This is a genomic window from Paraburkholderia phenoliruptrix (assembly GCF_902859825.1).
GTDB classification, from domain to species: Bacteria; Pseudomonadota; Gammaproteobacteria; order Burkholderiales; family Burkholderiaceae; genus Paraburkholderia; species Paraburkholderia phenoliruptrix.
On the sequence record NZ_CADIKB010000001.1, the window covers coordinates 119,555 to 136,776 of the forward strand.

15 protein-coding genes are annotated in these 17,222 nt (G+C 63.6%); 11 read left to right on the plus strand and 4 right to left on the minus strand.

Annotation, left to right across the window (positions count from 1 at the left end):
• Window positions 1–5 precede the first annotated feature (5 nt).
• Entirely contained in the window at window positions 6–770 is a 765-nt protein-coding gene (locus HV711_RS00590) for a phosphocholine cytidylyltransferase family protein (RefSeq protein ID WP_035476551.1), read from the plus strand.
• Window positions 771–889: 119 nt separating this feature from the next.
• A complete protein-coding gene (locus tag HV711_RS00595; protein ID WP_279612638.1) occupies window positions 890–2,314 on the plus strand; it encodes an MFS transporter in 1,425 nt (474 codons plus the stop codon).
• 42 nt (window positions 2,315–2,356) lie between these two features.
• Here HV711_RS00595 and ehuA read toward each other — a convergent pair whose 3' ends face one another.
• From ehuA to ehuB, 4 genes are all read right to left on the minus strand, one after another.
• Window positions 2,357–3,184: an ectoine/hydroxyectoine ABC transporter ATP-binding protein EhuA gene (gene ehuA, locus HV711_RS00600; RefSeq protein WP_028360604.1), complete on the minus strand. Its 828-nt coding sequence runs from the start codon at window positions 3,182–3,184 to the stop codon at window positions 2,357–2,359.
• 62 nt (window positions 3,185–3,246) lie between these two features.
• Complete coding sequence (gene ehuD, locus HV711_RS00605) at window positions 3,247–3,906, minus strand: ectoine/hydroxyectoine ABC transporter permease subunit EhuD (protein ID WP_013590825.1); 660 nt, start codon at window positions 3,904–3,906, stop codon at window positions 3,247–3,249.
• Complete coding sequence (gene ehuC, locus HV711_RS00610) at window positions 3,903–4,562, minus strand: ectoine/hydroxyectoine ABC transporter permease subunit EhuC (protein WP_013590824.1); 660 nt, start codon at window positions 4,560–4,562, stop codon at window positions 3,903–3,905. Before ehuC ends, ehuD begins: the two co-directional genes overlap by 4 nt.
• Before the next feature lie 85 nt (window positions 4,563–4,647).
• Window positions 4,648–5,502 carry an ectoine/hydroxyectoine ABC transporter substrate-binding protein EhuB gene (gene ehuB, locus HV711_RS00615; protein WP_013590823.1) on the minus strand — a complete coding sequence of 285 codons (855 nt, stop codon included), beginning with the start codon at window positions 5,500–5,502 and terminating at the stop codon, window positions 4,648–4,650.
• A gap of 310 nt (window positions 5,503–5,812) precedes the next feature.
• On the opposite strand from ehuB, the gene ehuR reads away from it, so the two are divergent.
• The 9 genes from ehuR (at window position 5,813) to ggt (ending at window position 17,122) form a co-directional block, all read left to right on the plus strand.
• On the plus strand, window positions 5,813–7,210 hold the full coding sequence (gene ehuR, locus HV711_RS00620) for a MocR-like ectoine utilization transcription factor EhuR (protein WP_035476546.1): 1,398 nt from the start codon (window positions 5,813–5,815) through the stop codon (window positions 7,208–7,210).
• Window positions 7,211–7,384: 174 nt separating this feature from the next.
• Window positions 7,385–8,389, plus strand: a complete 1,005-nt coding sequence (gene eutB / locus HV711_RS00625) for a hydroxyectoine utilization dehydratase EutB (protein ID WP_035476542.1) — start codon at window positions 7,385–7,387, stop codon at window positions 8,387–8,389.
• The gene (locus HV711_RS00630; RefSeq protein WP_035476540.1) at window positions 8,386–9,387 is read left to right on the plus strand and encodes a cyclodeaminase; all 1,002 of its coding nucleotides are present in this window, start codon (window positions 8,386–8,388) and stop codon (window positions 9,385–9,387) included. Before eutB ends, HV711_RS00630 begins: the two co-directional genes overlap by 4 nt.
• Before the next feature lie 9 nt (window positions 9,388–9,396).
• Window positions 9,397–10,623, plus strand: coding sequence for an ectoine hydrolase DoeA (gene doeA / locus HV711_RS00635; protein WP_035476626.1), 1,227 nt, complete (start codon window positions 9,397–9,399; stop codon window positions 10,621–10,623).
• 5 nt (window positions 10,624–10,628) lie between these two features.
• Complete coding sequence (gene doeB, locus HV711_RS00640; protein WP_035476536.1) at window positions 10,629–11,657, plus strand: N(2)-acetyl-L-2,4-diaminobutanoate deacetylase DoeB; 1,029 nt, start codon at window positions 10,629–10,631, stop codon at window positions 11,655–11,657.
• A gap of 5 nt (window positions 11,658–11,662) precedes the next feature.
• Window positions 11,663–12,154 (plus strand): Lrp/AsnC family transcriptional regulator, encoded by a 492-nt coding sequence (locus HV711_RS00645; RefSeq protein WP_035476532.1) that lies wholly within the window; start codon window positions 11,663–11,665, stop codon window positions 12,152–12,154.
• Between the two features lie 143 nt (window positions 12,155–12,297).
• Complete coding sequence (locus HV711_RS00650; protein ID WP_035476529.1) at window positions 12,298–13,800, plus strand: NAD-dependent succinate-semialdehyde dehydrogenase; 1,503 nt, start codon at window positions 12,298–12,300, stop codon at window positions 13,798–13,800.
• Between the two features lie 33 nt (window positions 13,801–13,833).
• Window positions 13,834–15,249, plus strand: coding sequence for an aspartate aminotransferase family protein (locus HV711_RS00655; RefSeq protein ID WP_035476526.1), 1,416 nt, complete (start codon window positions 13,834–13,836; stop codon window positions 15,247–15,249).
• Window positions 15,250–15,388: 139 nt separating this feature from the next.
• Window positions 15,389–17,122, plus strand: coding sequence for a gamma-glutamyltransferase (gene ggt / locus HV711_RS00660; RefSeq protein WP_035476522.1), 1,734 nt, complete (start codon window positions 15,389–15,391; stop codon window positions 17,120–17,122).
• The last annotated feature ends 100 nt before the right edge of the window (window positions 17,123–17,222 follow it).

Here is a 17,222-nt window from a genome sequence, read left to right on the forward strand (position 1 = left end):
CACGCATGCGTGCCATCATCCTCGCTGCGGGCCTCGGCCTGCGTCTCCAGCAACCGCCGGAAGCCCAGTTCCCGAAATGCCTGTTGCAGTTCGACGGCATGAGCCTGCTCGAACGGCACCTGCAGATGCTGGAAACCGCCGGCGTGACCGAAGTCGTGCTGGCGCTCGGCTTTCAGCCGGAGTCGGTGCAGGCGGAGCTGGCGCGCATCGACTGGCCGCACGAGGTCGAAACCGTGCTCAACACGCGCTACGATCTGGGCAGCGTGCTGACGGTGCACACGGTCGCCGAGGCGCTGACGCGCGGCGGCGACGTGCTGCTGATGGACGCCGACGTGCTGTACGACGAGCGCATTCTGGCCGCGCTGGTGGCGGGCGAAACGGTCAACCGCCTGCTGATCGACCGCGATTTCGAAACCGGCGACGAGCCCGTCAAGCTCTGTCTGAAAGACGGCGTGCCGGTCGAGTTGCGCAAGCAGCTCGCGGTGAATCTGGAATACGACACCATCGGCGAATCGGTCGGCTTTTTCCGCTTCCGCGAAGAAACGGCGCGGCGCTTTGCGCAAATCGTGGCGGGTTATATCGACAGCGGCCGGGCGAACATGCCGCACGAGGAAGCCGTGCGCGATCTGTTGCTCGAGCGCAGCCAGGTGTTCGATACCGCCGACGTGACCGGCGCCCCGTGGATCGAAATCGACTTCCCGAACGACGTGGCGCGTGCCACGACCGAGATCCTGCCGCAGCTGCAGCCGCTCGTCAGCGCTTCTCGCTGAATGGCGAAGAGCCGGCTTTATGCCGGCTCTGCGTCGTGGAATGGCTTTGCATGGGGATCGGCGCAACATTCGTTGCCGCTGCAATGCCATAATCGACGCTTTATATCGACGCGACGGCCTTGTCACCCGTCGCCCAGCCAATGCCCTTCGCTTTAGGCGCTTTCATTGTTCCGCTGATCGTCGCGTGCGCGATGTTCATGGAAAACGTGGACGGCACGGTTATCGTGACGTCGCTGCCTGTGCTGGCCCGCGATCTCGGCCAGGATCCCATCACCTTGAAGCTGGCCGTCACGGCGTATGTGATCGGCCTCGGCGTCTTCATTCCGATTTGCGGCTGGGTGGCGGACCGCTTTGGTTCGCGCACGGTGTTTCGCACGGCCATCGGCATCTTCATGGCCGGCTCGCTGATGTGCGCGGCGTCGACGTCGCTCGGCATGTTTGTGGTCGCGCGCTTCGTGCAGGGCATTGGCGGCGCGATGATGGTTCCGGTGGGCCGCATCATCATCTTTCGCTCCGTGCCGAAGCCGGACTTCATACGCGCGGTCAATTATCTGACGGTGCCGGCGCTGCTCGGGCCCGTGGTCGGTCCGCCGCTCGGCGGCTTCATCACGACGTATCTGCATTGGCGCCTGATTTTCTTCGTCAACCTTCCGATTGGCCTGCTCGGCATCTGGCTCGCCAATAAGCATATCGCCAATGTGCGCGAAGCGCATCCCGGCCGGCTCGACTGGATCGGCTTTCTGCTGTCCGCGAGCGGCGCGTCGCTCTTCATGCTCGGGCTTTCGCTCGTGGGCGGCGAGCTGGTGTCGAACACGGTGTCGTTCGGCATGTGCGCGGTGGGCGTCGTGCTGCTCTTCATTTACGTGCTGTACGCGAATCGCGTCGAATTGCCGGTGCTCGATCTGCGCCTCTTGCGCATTCCGAGCTTTCACGCGAGCGTGGCGGGCGGGTCGCTCTTTCGCATCGGCTTGGGCGCCGTGCCGTTTCTGTTGCCGCTTGCGTTGCAGGAAGGGCTTGGCATGACGGCGTTCGTGTCGGGCTCGATTACCTGCGCGTCGGCGTTCGGCTCGATTTTCATGAAGGCGGCGGCCTCGCGCATCCTCGAACGATTCGGTTTTCGCACGGTGCTCATGTTCAATGCGGGCTGCGCGGGCGTGGCCATAGCGATTTACGGTTTGTTCTTTCCCGGCACGCCGCATTGGCTGATCTGGTGCGTCGTGCTGTTCGGCGGTTTCTTTCCGTCGCTTCAGTTCACTTCGCTGAACACGCTGGCGTATGCCGACATTCCGAGCCGAGACGTGGGCCGCGCAACGAGCGTCGCCAGTGTGATCCAGCAGCTTTCGCTCGGGCTCGGCGTGACCATCGCGGGCATCGTGCTGCAGATCTCGCACAACGTGCAGGGCCATTCGAGCATCGTTTTCTCCGACTTCTGGCCGGCGTTCCTCGTGGTCGGCCTGTTCTCGTTTCTGTCGATTCCGGTCACCGCGCGCCTGCCGCACGGCGCCGGCGACGAGATCGCACGCGGCCGGCGCGGCAGCGCATGATCGTGTGAAGCAGCGTGAAGCGGCGGGAGACCCGCGAGAGCGCTACACCGCTTCCTTCACCGCGCGCAGGAACTGCTGCGTGCGCTCATGCTGTGGGGCGCTGAAGAACTGCTGCGGCGGTCCCTGCTCGATGATCTTGCCTTGCGAGAAAAAGCACACACGGTCCGCGAATTCGCGCGCGAAACCCATTTGATGCGTCACCATCAGCATGGTCAGGTTGTGCTCGCTGCCGAGGCGCCGAATCACGTTCAGCACTTCGCCGCATAATTCGGGGTCGAGCGCCGAAGTCACTTCGTCGAACAGCATCACCTTGGGCCGCATGGCAAGCGCCCGCGCGATCGCCACGCGCTGTTGCTGGCCGCCGGATAACTGCGACGGATAGTGGTTGCATTTGTCCTCGAGTCCGACGAGCGACAACAGATCGCGCGCCCGCTCGGTCGCCTCCTTGCGCGAGAGGCCGAGCACCTGCATCGGCGCTTCTATCGTGTTGGCGAGCGCCGTCATGTGCGGAAACAGATTGAAGCTTTGAAACACCATACCGATCTTGCTGCGCACGCGCCGCAGATGTTTCGGCGATGCCGGCACCAGTTCGTCGTTCTTTCGCATGTGCGTAAGCGGTTCGCCGTCCACTTCGATCATGCCGCCCGTGAGCGGGTCCAGTGTCATCAGCACGCGCAACAGCGTCGACTTGCCCGACCCGCTCGGACCGATGATCGCGACTTTCTCGTTGCGGCCAATGTCCAGGTCAAGTTCGTCGAGCACCGTGAGCGCGCCATAGCGCTTCGTGACGCCGACGAAGCGCACCATGGGCGCCTCGCCCGGCACGCCGGCCTGCGGCTCGAGTACGGAAGCGGGATCGTCTCGTTTCATCGGGTTCTCCACGGCAAAGGCAGAATGTGACGGGGTCAGGGCGTCGACGTCGGTCTTCACGGTCATGGCAACCTCAAACCGTATTCGAGCCGCCGCACAAGTTGCGCGAAGGTCACGCTGATCAGCAGGAAGAAAATGCCGGCGAGCGTGATCGGCTCAAGGTAGCGGAATGTCTCCGAGCCGATGTTCTTGGCCTGCTGCATCAATTCGACGACGGTAATCGCCGAGAGCACCGGCGTGTCCTTGAACATCGCGACCAGATAGTTGCCGAGCGCGGGAATCACCGGACGGATCGCCTGCGGCAAGATCACGCCGCGGTAGGTGCGCCACGGCGACAACGACAGCGCGCAAGCCGCCTCCCACTGGCCGCGCGCCACGCCGTTCAGGCCCGCGCGGTACACCTCCGACGTGTAGCACGCATAGTGCAGCGCGATACCAACCGTGCCCGCCGTCAATGCCGACATCGTGATGCCATACACCGGCAGCACATAAAAAAGTACGTACACCTGAATCAGCAACGGCGTGCTGCGAATGAATTCGACGATAAAACCCACGGTGCGCGATACCGCCTTGACGGGGCTGCGCCGCAGCACGGCCAGCACGAGCCCGAGCACGAGCGCGATGGCGAAACCGATCAACGTGATAAAGATGGTATACATCGATGCGCGCAGCAGCGCAGGCAGAATCTGCCCGGCGTAATGCAGATCGAAGAAGCTGTTCATCGGGCGGCCCTCTGCAGAATGCCGTGGCTCACGCGGCGCTCGAAATGCCGCATCACTGCAACCAGAACCTGCGCGAGCACGAAGTAGATCACAAGCGTCAGCATAAAAATTTCCGCAGTCCTGAAGGTCGCCTCGTCGAGTTGCCGCGCGCGAAACGTCAGATCGGACAAGGTGATGAGCGATACGAGCGAGGTGCCTTTCAGCAGCTCGATCATCAGATTGGTGGCGGGCGGCAGCGCGTTGATCATCGCTTGCGGCAATACGATGCGGCGCATGCGGGTGAGCGGCGACAGGTTCAGCGCGAGCGCGGCTTCGAACTGTCCGCCGGGCACTGAGCGCAGCGCGCCGCGCAGAATCTCCGAACCGTATGCGCCGTAATGCAAACCCAGTCCGACGATAGCGACGGTAAACGGCGTCATTTCGATGCGAAACGGCGGCAGCGGGAGCACGAAGAAAAACCAGAATAGTTGCACGAGCAACGAGGTGCCGCGGAATATCTCGACGTAAGCGTTGCCGAGCCAGCGCAGCGGCGCCCACGGCGCGAGCTTGGCGGCGGTGGCGACGAACGCCATGACGATTGCAAGGACCGTCGCACAGGCGGCGATCTCGATGGTCACGAGCGTGCCTTGCAGCAGCAGGGGAAGCAGTTCACGCATGGCGGTTCCTCGCTTGCATGACGGCGTGTGCGCCGCACACGCCTTAAAAATCGGCGCTAGCACTCGCCGGCGCCTCCAGATTCGCTTATTTGCCGCAGATGTCGGCGGCAGTGCGCGTCGTCAGATTGGTCTTGTCGAAACCGAACGGCGCGACGGTTTGAAGATGGTCGGGTGTGCCGAGCCAGTCGTGCAACTGCTTGTTGACCGCATCGCGCAAGTCCGTGTCTTCGGGACGGAATGCGAGCGCGCCATAGCCGGTGTGCTTTGCGTCGTCGGTGAAGTTCGCCACGACCTCGACCTGATCGGAAGCTTTCGCGGCGAGGCCCTTCATGGTGAGCGCGGTGCCGGCTGCGGCGTCGGCGCGGCGTGCGCGCACGGCTTGCAATTGCGCGGTCGTATCCGGCACCTGCATGAACTGCGCGTCTTTCACACCGGCATCGCGCGAGTTGGCGAGCTCCACTGCGCCGGCCATGACTGCGAGCTTGAGGTCCGGTTGCTTGCCGATATCCGCGTAGCTATGAAGGTTCTTCGGGTTGCCCTTGGGCACGAGCAACGTGTCCTGAATCTGGTACTGCGGATTGGCGAATGCGACCTGCTTGCAGCGCTCCGGCGTAATGTACATGCCGGCCGCAATGACGTCGAAGCGGCCCGCGCGCAGGCCCGGAATCAGCGAGCCCCATTCGGTCAGCACGCCGTCCACTTTCTTCACGCCCATCTTCGCGAAGATTTTGCGGGCGATTTCCGGGGATTCGCCTGTCACCTTGCCATCAGGCGTGGTGTAGGCGAAAGGCGCTTCGTTCGCATAGCCGATCCGCACTTCGCCGGTGCGCTGGATGCGCTGCAACGTCGTTTCCGCCGACGCATGCTGCGCCGGCACGGCCAGGGTCGCGGCAGCGACACAGAGGGCTCCGAGCAATCCTGAAGTGCGCTTCGCTTTCATATCGATTCCGTTGTGTGACCTAATGAATAAGGTGATGAATGCCGCGACGCATCATGCGCGCGCCAACCCGAAGGGCCGCCGATGCCGCGTCCTGCAGGCCTCCTGCTGCAACCCTGAATGCAGCATACAAAGCCAATTTTTTAATCCGATTGCTCTAGGACAATAATTTTCCGGGCCTGTTTCGCGGCACTATGGGAAACGGCGATGCCCGGCGCGGCGGCTCTTTGAATGGGCGCGATGCAAGGGTATACGACGACCAAGCAAGAGCTTGTCGCACGGGCTCGCAACAGCGGAATGACGGAGGACGCAAGTGATCGGGCAGTGGCGTGATGCGGTGCGCGCGGTGCACGGCGTGGAGTCGAAATACAAACGGCTGGTCAAGGCGATTGCGGGCGATATCGAAAGCGCCTCGCTGCCTGCGGGCGCGCGCCTGCCGCCGCAGCGCGACGTCGCCGCCGAACTGGCGATCAGCGTGCAGACCGTGACCAATGCCTACAAGGAACTGGAGCGGCAAGGATTGATCCGCTGCGAGGTCGGCCGCGGTAGCTTCGTGGCGGCGCGGGTCACCGAGACCATGTCGAACTACATGCTCGATACGGCTGAGCGCTCCGTGGTCGACTTTTCAATCGCTCGCATCATCCATACGCCCGAACACGACGCCATGTGGCGCAAGGTGTGCGCGACGCTTTCCACCCTCGACGACCAGCCGTGGATTCGTGCGTTCCGGCCCATTGCAGGCTTCGAACATCACCGGCAGGCGGGCGTGGCGTGGCTCGCTTCGTTGGGTATGCCGGCTTCGGCGGATACGCTGCTCGTGACGAACGGCGCGGCGCACGGCATCTTTCTCGCACTTGCTTCGCTCGTCGGCCCCGGGGATACGGTGCTGTGCGAAAGCCTGACCGATCACGGCGTAATCGGCTCGGCCAACGTGCTGGGCTTCACGCTGAAAGGCCTGGAAATCGACGAATACGGCATCCACCCCGAGCATTTCGAAGAGATGTGCGACAGCGAGCGGATCAGCGCGCTCGTCTGCACGCCCACGCTGAACAACCCCACAGTCGCGATGATGCCGGACTCGCGGCGCCGGGCAATTGCACGCATTGCCGAGCGTTACGGCGTCTACGTGATCGAGGACGATGTCTACGGGCCATTGCCGGCCAAACCGGCGACGCCGATTGCGAGCCTCATTCCCGAGTTGTCGTTCTACTGCACGAGTATGACGAAGTCGGTACTGACCGGCTTGCGCATCGGTTATATGACTACCCCGCGCCGGCTCGCGTTGCGCGCGGAGAGCGTGCTGCGCGTGAGCAGCTGGATGGCGACCTCGCCGATCGCCGAAGTCGCGACGCGCTGGATCGCCGACGGTACAGCGGAGTGTCTCGTGCAGATTCAGCGCGAGCGCTTAGGGCGACGCCAGGCGCTGCTGCAGCAAACGCTCGGCGCCTATGTGCTGGGTGCGCATCCGCAGGCCTTATCTGCCTGGCTGCGCGTGCCGGAGCACTGGCAGGCGGACCGCCTCGTCAGGGAGCTGCGCAATCGCGACATTGCGGTCACTTCCGCCGATCCATTCCTCGTGCGGGGAGCGGAGCGGCCGAGTGCGGTGCGCGTATGCGTGGGCGCCGAAGTGAGCGACGAAACCTACAAGGCCGCGCTGGAGACGATGCGGGAGGTTTTCGAGCAGTATCCGCAAGTGCACGATTTCACCTGAGCGCGTGCCCCGTTCAAGCGGTGCGCGCGAAATGAACTAGGACAATAGAAATCGTTTTTTAGAACATTAGACTGGGCTGCATTCGAAACGATGCAGCCGCAGCCGGCATGACGCTTCAGTCGTCGTGCAGCAGCGCAGGCATCGAATTAATCCCTTTGATGCAGGGCCGAGTTCATGTCCGTTCTGTCGCTGGCCGATGTCTACCGCGCGCGTCGCCGTATCGAGGGACGCGTGTTGCGCACGCCGCTCATCGAATCGCCGAGCCTGTCTGCCATCGCGGGCACACCGGTGTTTCTCAAGCTCGAAACCGTACAGCCGACCGGCAGTTTCAAGCTGCGCGGCGCGACCAACGCGCTGGCTGAACTCGCCGAGCGCGGCTGCCGCCAGGTCGTGACCGCATCGACGGGAAATCATGGGCGCGCGGTGGCGCATGCGGCGCGTGCGCTCGGTATCGACGCGGCGGTCTGCATGTCGGCGCTCGTGCCCGAGAACAAGGTCGAAGCGGTGCGCGCGCTCGGCGCACGCGTGTGCATTGCGGGCAAAAGCCAGGACGACGCGGAGCGCGAAGCGCTGCGGCTCGCGCGCGAAGAGGGCTTCGCCTATGTGCCGCCGTTCGACGACTTGAGCGTAATTGCGGGGCAGGCGACCATCGGCCTGGAAATCGTCGAAGCCTTGCCGGACGTCGCGCATATTGTCGTGCCGTTGTCGGGCGGCGGTCTGTTCGCCGGCGTCGCGTTGACGGCCCGAAGCGCGAATCGCGCGATTCGCATGAGCGGCGTGACGATGGCGCGCGGCGCCGCCATGCATGCGAGTCTGGCGGCCGGCCGCCCCGTGCTCGTGGAAGAAGTCGATACGCTGGCCGATTCGCTCGGTGGCGGGATCGGCCTTGAAAACCGCTATACGTATCGGCTTACGCGCGATTTCATCGATGACGCACTGCTGCTCGACGAGGACTCCATCGCGCGCGGCATCGCCCACGCCTATCGGCACGAGCGACTCGTCGTGGAAGGCGCTGCGGCTGTCGGCATTGCCGCATTGCTCGACGGCGCGCTGCCGGACACGCGTGCTCGACGCGGTCCGCTCGTCATCATCGTGACGGGCGCGAATATCGACATCAATCTGCATCGCCGCATCGTCCACGCAGTGCCCGCACCATTCCATTCTCACAAAACGCCATGACGTCCATCACATTGCTCGGCGAAGCGCAGCTTCGCGAACTCGTGCCGCTCGACCTCGCGGCTATCGATCAGATCGAAGCGGCCTTCCTCGCGTTGGCGACCGAAGACGTCGCGATGCCGCCTGTCCTGCGCCTCGATCTGCCGGCGCAAAACGGCGAGGTGGATGTCAAGACCGCCTGGCTGCCGCGCTTCGACAGTTTCGCGATCAAGGTCAGTCCGGGCTTTTTCAATAACCCCACGCTCGGTTTGCCGAGCCTGAATGGTTTGATGCTGGTGCTCTCCGCGAAGACCGGCTTGACGGAAGCGGTGTTGCTGGACAACGGCTATCTGACGGCTGTGCGAACCGCGGCTGCGGGCGCGGTTGCCGCGCGCTGGCTCGCGAAACAGCAGACGCCGCAAGTGGCGGTGCTCGGTGCGGGCGAACAGGCGCGTCTGCAATTGCAGGCGCTGATGCTGGTGCGCCGTGTCGAACATGTGCGCGTGTGGGCTCGCAATGCTTCCAATGCCCAGCGCTTCGCCGAAGAGACGGTGGCCAAGCTCGGCGTGCGCTGCGAAGCCGCGCGAGATGTCGCTCACGCGCTTGCCGAAGCCGATGTCGCCATCACGACGACGCCCAGCCGCACGCCGCTGATCGAGGCAAAGCACCTGCACGCCGGCTTGCATATCACCGCAATGGGCTCGGATGCCGAGCACAAGAACGAAATTGCGCCGGCTGCGCTGGCCGCGGCGCGCTACGTCTGCGACCGGGTGCAGCAAACGCGTGTGCTCGGCGAACTGCATCACGCGCTGGCTGCGCGCGCGGTCAGGGCCGACGCAGGGATCGCGGAGCTGGGCGAAGTCATTGCCGGCAAAGCGGTGGGCCGGACGAGCGATGCCGACGTGACGCTCTGCGATCTCACCGGCACGGGCGCGCAGGACACGGCGATTGCCGCGCTCGCCTTGCAGCGGGCGCGTGACGCCACCGCAGGAATGGTCTTCCGTAACGATGTGCAGCGCTAAGAGGGGATGATGTCCGAGACAACTCAACTGGAACGCAATGCGAGCGATCAGGCGCCGGCTGTACGCCTGCCGTTCGAACGGGCCGAATACGACGCACGTATCGCGAAGACGCGCAAGGCGATGCAGGCCGCCGGGATCGAACTGCTGATCGTGTCGGATCCGACCAACATGGCCTGGCTCACCGGCTACGACGGCTGGTCGTTCTACGTCCACCAATGCGTGCTGCTCGCGCTCGATGGCGAGCCGGTATGGTTCGGCCGCGGTCAGGACGCGAACGGCGCGAAACGAACGGTCTTCATGCAGCATGACCATATAGTTGGTTATCCAGATCATTATGTTCAGTCAGCCGTGTGTCATCCGATGGACTACCTCGCGCGCGATGTGATCGAGGCACGCGGCTGGGGCGCGCTGAAAATCGGCGTCGAAATGGATAACTACTATTTCAGCGCATCGGCATACCGTTCGCTCGTCGAGCATCTGCCCGAAGCGACGTGGCACGACGCGACCAGTCTCGTGAACTGGCAACGTGCGGTGAAGTCGCCGCGCGAAATCGAATACATGCGCGTGGCGGCGCGCATTGTCGAGGCGATGCATGAGCGCATTGTCGAGCGAATCGAGCCGGGCATGCGCAAGAACGATCTCGTCGCCGACATCTATTCCACGGGGATTCGCGGTGTGCAGGGTCATGGCGGCGACTATCCGGCCATCGTGCCGTTGCTGCCGACCGGCGCCGACGCCGCGGCGCCGCATCTCACGTGGGACGACACGCCGTTCGTCAAAGGGGCGGGCACGTTCTTCGAGATCGCCGGGTGCTTCAGGCGCTATCACTGCCCGCAGTCGCGTACCGTGTTTCTCGGCAAGCCGCCGAAGCATTTCATCGACGGTGAACGCGCGGTAGTGGAAGGCATCGAGGCGGGGCTCGCCGCGGCGAAACCCGGCAACACGTGCGAGGACATTGCCCATGCATTCTTCGCTGTCCTGCACAAATACGGCATCGAAAAGAACAGCCGCTGTGGCTATCCCATCGGCGCGAGCTATCCGCCGGATTGGGGCGAGCGAACCATGAGCCTGCGGCCGGGGGACAAGACGGTCCTCGAACCGGGCATGACTTTTCACTTCATGCCTGGCTTATGGCTCGACGATTGGGGCCTCGAAATTACCGAAAGCATCCTGATCACGGAGAACGGCGTCGAGACCTTCTGCAACACCCCGCGCAAGCTGTTCGTGAAGGAGTAGTGCACATGCGCGCATCGCCCATTCAGCCAACGGTGGATTTTCATACCGACGGCGAACAGCACGGCTTCCTGAAACTGCCGCATTCCCACGACGCCTCCGCGTGGGGCGCCGTGATGATTCCAGTCACGGTGATTCGCAACGGCGACGGCCCGACCGCGCTGCTGACGGGCGGCAATCACGGCGACGAATACGAGGGGCCGATCGCGCTCTCGAAGCTCGCGTCGACGCTCAAAGCTGAGGATGTCAAGGGCCGCGTCATTATCGTGCCCTTCATGAACTATCCGGCGTTTCGTGCGGGCAGCCGCACGTCGCCGATCGACCGCGGCAATCTGAACCGCAGTTTTCCGGGCAGGCCGGACGGCACCGTCACCGAGAAGATCGCCGATTATTTTCAGCGCCATCTATTGCCGCTCGCGGACTACGTCCTCGACCTGCACGCGGGCGGCCGCACGCTCGACTTCGTGCCGTTCGCCGCGATTCATCTGCTCTCCGACGCGCGCCAGCAGGCGCGCTGCGAGGCCGCGATGCGTGCGTTCGGCGCGCCGTACTCGATGCGTATGCTCGAACTGGACAGCGTGGGACTCTTCGATACCGCAGCCGAGGAAGCCGGCAAGGTGTTCGTCTCGACGGAACTCGGCGGTGGCGGCACGGCCACGGCGGCCAGCGTGGCGGTCGCCGCTCGCGGCGTGCGGGGTTTTCTGCAGCACGCCGGCATCCTCGCGGCGGAGCCGTACAGGCATGACCAAACTGCGCGCACCACGACTCTGCTCAATATGCCCGACGGTAGCTGCTTCACCACGAGCGAGCACGATGGGCTGCTCGAGATGTGCAGGGACCTGGGCGATGCGGTGGAAAGCGGCGAGGTGATCGCGCGGATTTACGACGCGTCGCGCACAGGCATCGCGCCGGTGGACTATCGCGCGCGCCGTAGCGGACTGCTTGCGGCGCGGCATTTTCCGGGCCTTGTGCGCATCGGCGATACGGTTGCGGTGGTGGCCGACGTCGTCGAGCGCGGCATACCGGTGAGCGTCTGAGCGCGATGAAGCTCGACCGCTATGACCTGGCGATTCTGCGCATTCTGGCGCGCGACGGCCGCATCACGAAGTCGCGCCTCGCGGAAGAAATCAACCTGTCGATTTCACCGGCGTGGGAGCGCGTCAAGCGCCTGGAAGACAGTGGCGTGATTCGCGGATATCGCGCCGACGTCGACTGGCTGCGCGCGTTCAAGGGCGCCCGCGTGGTGGTCGAGGTGACGCTCGCGCGCCACACCGCGCAGGATATGCGGCGCTTTGAGGAACGCATCGGCGCATCGCCGGAAGTCGTGCAATGCCATGCAACAGGCGGTGGTGTCGACTATGTGATGCATGTGATGTCGCGCGACATCGACCACTATCAACGCTTTATCGACTCATTGCTCACGGCGGAGTTGGGTATCGAAAAGTACTTCACCTACATCGTCACGAAGGTCGTGAAGAGCATGCCGGAAGGTGTGCCCGGCTGGGTCGGCGAAGCCTTCGGCGACGAGACGTGAGATGCGCCGCGAAGCGGCCGGAAAAACACAACGTGCCGCTGCGAATTACGGAAAAAAAGCGGGTCTCAGCATACCCGAACCGAAAAAACCGCAACGCCGCGCAACGTACAGTGACAGGCATACATTGCACACAGGAGATCGTCATGTTGCTGGGTCATCCGGTTCTGTTCAAATCGCTGTGCTACGTCGACGGGCGCTGGGTGCACAGCGCGAGCGCAGCCAGTATCGAGGTGCGCAACCCCGCGGATCAGCAGGTGCTCGGTCATGTGCCGATGCTCGACGCGGTGCAGATCACCGAGGCAGTCGACGCCGCGCAGCGCGCCTTTTCCGCGTGGCGCTGGTTGCCGCTGGCGCAACGCGCGTCGTTGCTGCTGCGCTGGCATGAACTGATCCTGCGCCATCAGCACGACCTCGCCGCCATTCTCTCGCTGGAACAAGGCAAGCCGCTTGCCGAAGCACGCGGCGAGATTGCGTATGGCGCGAGTTTCGTCGAATGGTTCGCGCATGAAGTACGGCGCCTGAATGGCCGCACGATTCCCACGCATATCGACGGCGCGCAGCTCGGCACGGTGATCGAGCCCGTCGGCGTTGCGGCCTTGATCACGCCGTGGAATTTTCCATGCGCGATGATCACGCGCAAGGCGGCTGCCGCGCTCGCGGCGGGCTGTACGGTGGTGGTGAAGCCTGCGCATGAAACGCCGTTCTCGGCGCTCGCGCTCGCTCAACTCGCCGAAGAGGCCGGTTTTCCTGCGGGCGTGTTCAATGTGGTGCTAGGCGAGCCGCAGATGGCGATGCAGACGCTCGTAGCCGATCGGCGTGTTCGCTCAGTGAGCTTCACCGGTTCGACTCGCGTCGGCGCACTCGTCATGCAAGCCGTGGCGAGCGCCGGCATCAAAAAGACGGCGCTCGAGTTAGGCGGCAACGCGCCTTTCATCGTGGCCGAAGACGCCGATCTGGATCAGGCCGTGCGCGTTGCGGTCGCCGCCAAATTCCAGACTTCTGGCCAGGACTGTTGCGCGGCGAATCGCATTTTCGTTGCGCGTGCGCTGTACGAGGCGTTCGTCACACGCTACAGCGATGCGGTTCGCGCCTTGAAAGTCGGCTCGGCATTCGAAGCCGACGTGGACGTCGGCCCGCTGATGCACCAGGCCGCATTCGACACGACCCTGGAGCGCGTCGCGGACGCGCAGGCGAAGGGCGCACGGATCACGGTGGGCGGGGCAGCGCATGAGCGCGGCGGCTGGTTCTTCGAGCCGACCGTGGTGGCCGACGCCGCGCCCGGCATGCGCATTTACGACGAGGAAAACTTCGCGCCGATTTCCGCGCTGACGCCCTTCGATTCGCTCAACGAAGTAATCGAGCGCGCGAACGACACCGAGTACGGTCTCGCCGCTTACGTCTGTTCGCGCGATCTGAACACGGTCTTTCAACTGATTCGCCGTCTCGACTTCGCCATGGTCTCCGTGAACGGCGCGAAGTTCACCGGTGCGCCGATTCCCTTTGGCGGCATCAAATCGTCGGGTCTCGGCCGCGAAGGCGGCGCCGAGGGCTTCGAGCCGTTTGTCGAGACGCGCTATTTCTGCCTCGGCCAGCTCGGCTTGCCGCTGAGCGCTAATCTTCCTGCTCGCAGCGCCGCCGCCGCATAAGCCGAATTCATGAATTCAACGAAGGAGCATTCCATGACTCAGTTCGAACAACGCCAGCAACTCGATCAGCTTTTCAGTGCCGACCGCGCGCATTTCATGCATCCTTCGACGCATGCTCACGATCATGCGAGCGGCGCGCTGCCGGGGCGGATCGTGACGGGCGCGAAAGGCATTCGCATAGAAGACCACGAGGGCCGGTCTTTTATCGACGCATTCGCGGGACTCTACTGCGTGAACATCGGTTATGGCCGCACGGAGGTTGCCGAGGCAATCTACGAGCAGGCGAAGAAACTCGCTTACTACCACACGTATGTCGGTCACTCGACCGATACGATTATCGAGCTGTCTTCGCGCATCATCGAGTGGGCGCCGCAAGGCATGAAGAAAGTCTATTACGGCATGTCTGGCTCGGATGCAAACGAAACGCAGATCAAGCTCGTCTGGTACTACAACAACGTGAAGGGCCGGCCAAACAAGAAGAAAATTATCTCGCGGCAGCGCGGCTATCACGGCTCGGGCATCGTCACCGGCAGCCTGACCGGTCTGCCGAGCTTCCATCAATATTTCGACCTGCCGATCGAGCGCGTGAAGCACACCACATGTCCGCACTGGTATCGCAACGCGCCGGCCGGCATGAACGAAACGCAGTTCGTCGCATACTGCGTCGAGGAGCTCGAACAGCTGATCGCGCGCGAAGGCGCCCACACCATCGCTGCGTTCATCGGCGAACCGGTCATGGGCACGGGCGGCATTCTGCCGCCGCCGGCGGGCTATTGGCCCGCGATCCAGCAAGTGCTGAAGCGGCACGACATTCTGCTCATCTGCGACGAAGTGGTATGCGGTTTCGGCCGCCTCGGTTCGAAGATGGGCGCGCAGCACTACGGCATCACGCCGGATCTCATCACGGTCGCAAAGGGACTGACGAGCGCCTATGCGCCGCTCTCCGGCGTGATTGTGAGCGAGGGTGTGTGGGATGTGATCGACAAGGCTTCGCAGGAATTCGGTCCAATGGGTCACGGCTGGACGTACTCGGGACACCCGATCTGCGCGGCCGCGGCGCTGGCGAACCTCGATATCCTCGAGCGCGAGGATCTGACGCAAAACGCGGCGCAAACCGGCGCGTACCTGCTTGAACAGCTGCATGCCGCATTCGATTCGCATCCGCTCGTCGGCGAAGTGCGCGGCGCGGGCATGCTGGCCGCGCTCGAATTCATGGCCGACAAGGATGCGCGCCGGCCGTTCGATCCGGCGCTGAAAGTCGGTCCGCGCGTGTCGGCTGCTGCGTTGCAGCGCGGGTTGATCGCGCGCGCCATGCCGCACGGCGACATTCTCGGCTTCGCGCCGCCGCTCGTGACTTCGCGCGCCGATGTCGACGAGATCGTGCGGCTCGCGCGCGCCGCGGTGGACGAAGTCGCCTCGCAGGTTCTCACGCCGGCTGCGGCCGCTTGAGTAAGGCCGTGCGCCTCTTTGTGTGCCGCAGCACTCGCCATACGGAAATGCGCGGCTTCGCAAGGAGGCGCTTCACATGTTATAAGCCCAAGGCAGCTGTAGTTATCGTCAGGTGAAACAGTCGTCTTGGGGGATATCAATGAAGTTGTTCCGCAACGCCAGAGCGTCCGCCAGCGTATTTGCGCTGGCCACAGTGTTGTCTGTTTCCTTCGGCTTTCTGGAGGCCACGCCGGCCGTCGCGAAGCCGCCCGCGAAAGCGCAGCCGCCTGTACTGACAGCGTCCGCGATCGCGGTCGCCGACGCATACAGCGCCGATGCCGCCGAACAGATCTTCAAGGAGGGCGGCAATGCGGTCGATGCCGCGGTCGCCATTGCCTTTACGCTGGCCGTGACCTATCCGGAAGCGGGCAACATCGGCGGCGGCGGTTTCATGACGCTGTATGTGGCCGGCAAGCCGTACTTCCTCGACTATCGCGAGCGCGCGCCGCTGGCGGCCACGAAGAACATGTATCTCGACGACAAGGGCGAGGTCATCAAAGGCATGAGCCTGTACGGCTATCGCGCGGTGGGCGTGCCCGGCACGGTGGACGGCATGTGGCAGGCGCAGCGCCGCTTCGGCAAGCTCAAGTGGAAGCAGGTGCTCGCGCCGGCCATCCACTACGCGCGCGACGGCTTCGTGGTCAGCGAGCAACTGCAGCAGCGCCGCGATGCGGCCGCCAAGGAATTCGCCGGCAAGACGAACTTCGACACCTATTTCGGCGAGATGAAGCAGGGCGTCAACTTCAAGCAGCCGGATCTTGCCGCCGTGTTGCAGCGCATTGCCGACCAGGGCGCGAAAGATTTCTATTCGGGTAAGACCGCCGATCTGATCGCGGAATCCATGCGCGGTCACGGCCTCATCACAAAGGCCGATTTGCAGCAGTACAAGGCCGTGTGGCGTCAGCCCATCCAGGCCGACTGGAAAGGCTACCGCGTGTACACCGCGCCGCCTCCGAGTTCGGGCGGCATCGGCCTCGTGCAACTGCTGAAAATGAAGGCCGATCTTGCGTCGGACTTCAAGGACGTGCCGCTCAATTCGCCGCAATACATTCACCTGATCGCGGAAATCGAGAAGCGCGTGTTCGCCGACCGCGCGCAATATCTCGGCGATCCCGACTTCTACAAGGTGCCGGTCGCGCAACTGACCGACGACCCGTACATCGCGAAGCGCGCCGCCGAAGTCAATCCCGACACGCCGTCGGACACCAAGAGCGTGCAGCCGGGCCTCGGCACGTCGATGCCGGAGAAGGCCGAGACCACACATTTCTCCGTGGTCGACAAGTGGGGCAACGCGGTGTCGAACACGTACACGATCAACGGCTACTTCGGTTCGGGCGTGGTCGCGGATCGCACGGGCATCGTGCTGAACGACGAGATGGACGACTTCTCGGCGAAGCCCGGCGTGGCGAACATGTTCGGCGTGGTGGGCAGCGACGCCAACTCGATCGAACCGAAAAAGCGCCCGCTCTCTTCCATGAGCCCGACCATCCTCACGAAGGACGGCAAGGTGTCCCTCGTGATCGGCACGCCGGGTGGTTCGCGCATTTTCACGTCGATCTTCCAGGTGATCAACAACATCTACGACTTCAACATGCCGCTGCCGGACGCAGTTGCCGCGATGCGTTTCCATCACCAGTTGCTGCCGCCGAACACGATTTTCTGGGAGCCGTACATGCCCATCAACGGCGAGCTCGCGAAACAGGTCGAGGCAAAGGGCTACAACCTGAAGGCGCAGAATTTCAACGGCGACATTCAGGCAATCAAGATCAACGACAATACGCCCGAGCCGGCAGCGGATCCGCGCGGCCGCGGCGTCACGCGGATCATTCAGTAGGCGTTGCTTAAGGCGCGTATGACGGCGCATCCGTCGCGATGTGCCGTCGCAAGGCGATCAGCACAGGACCTCGCGCTTGAAAGAGCCCGAGGTCTTTTTT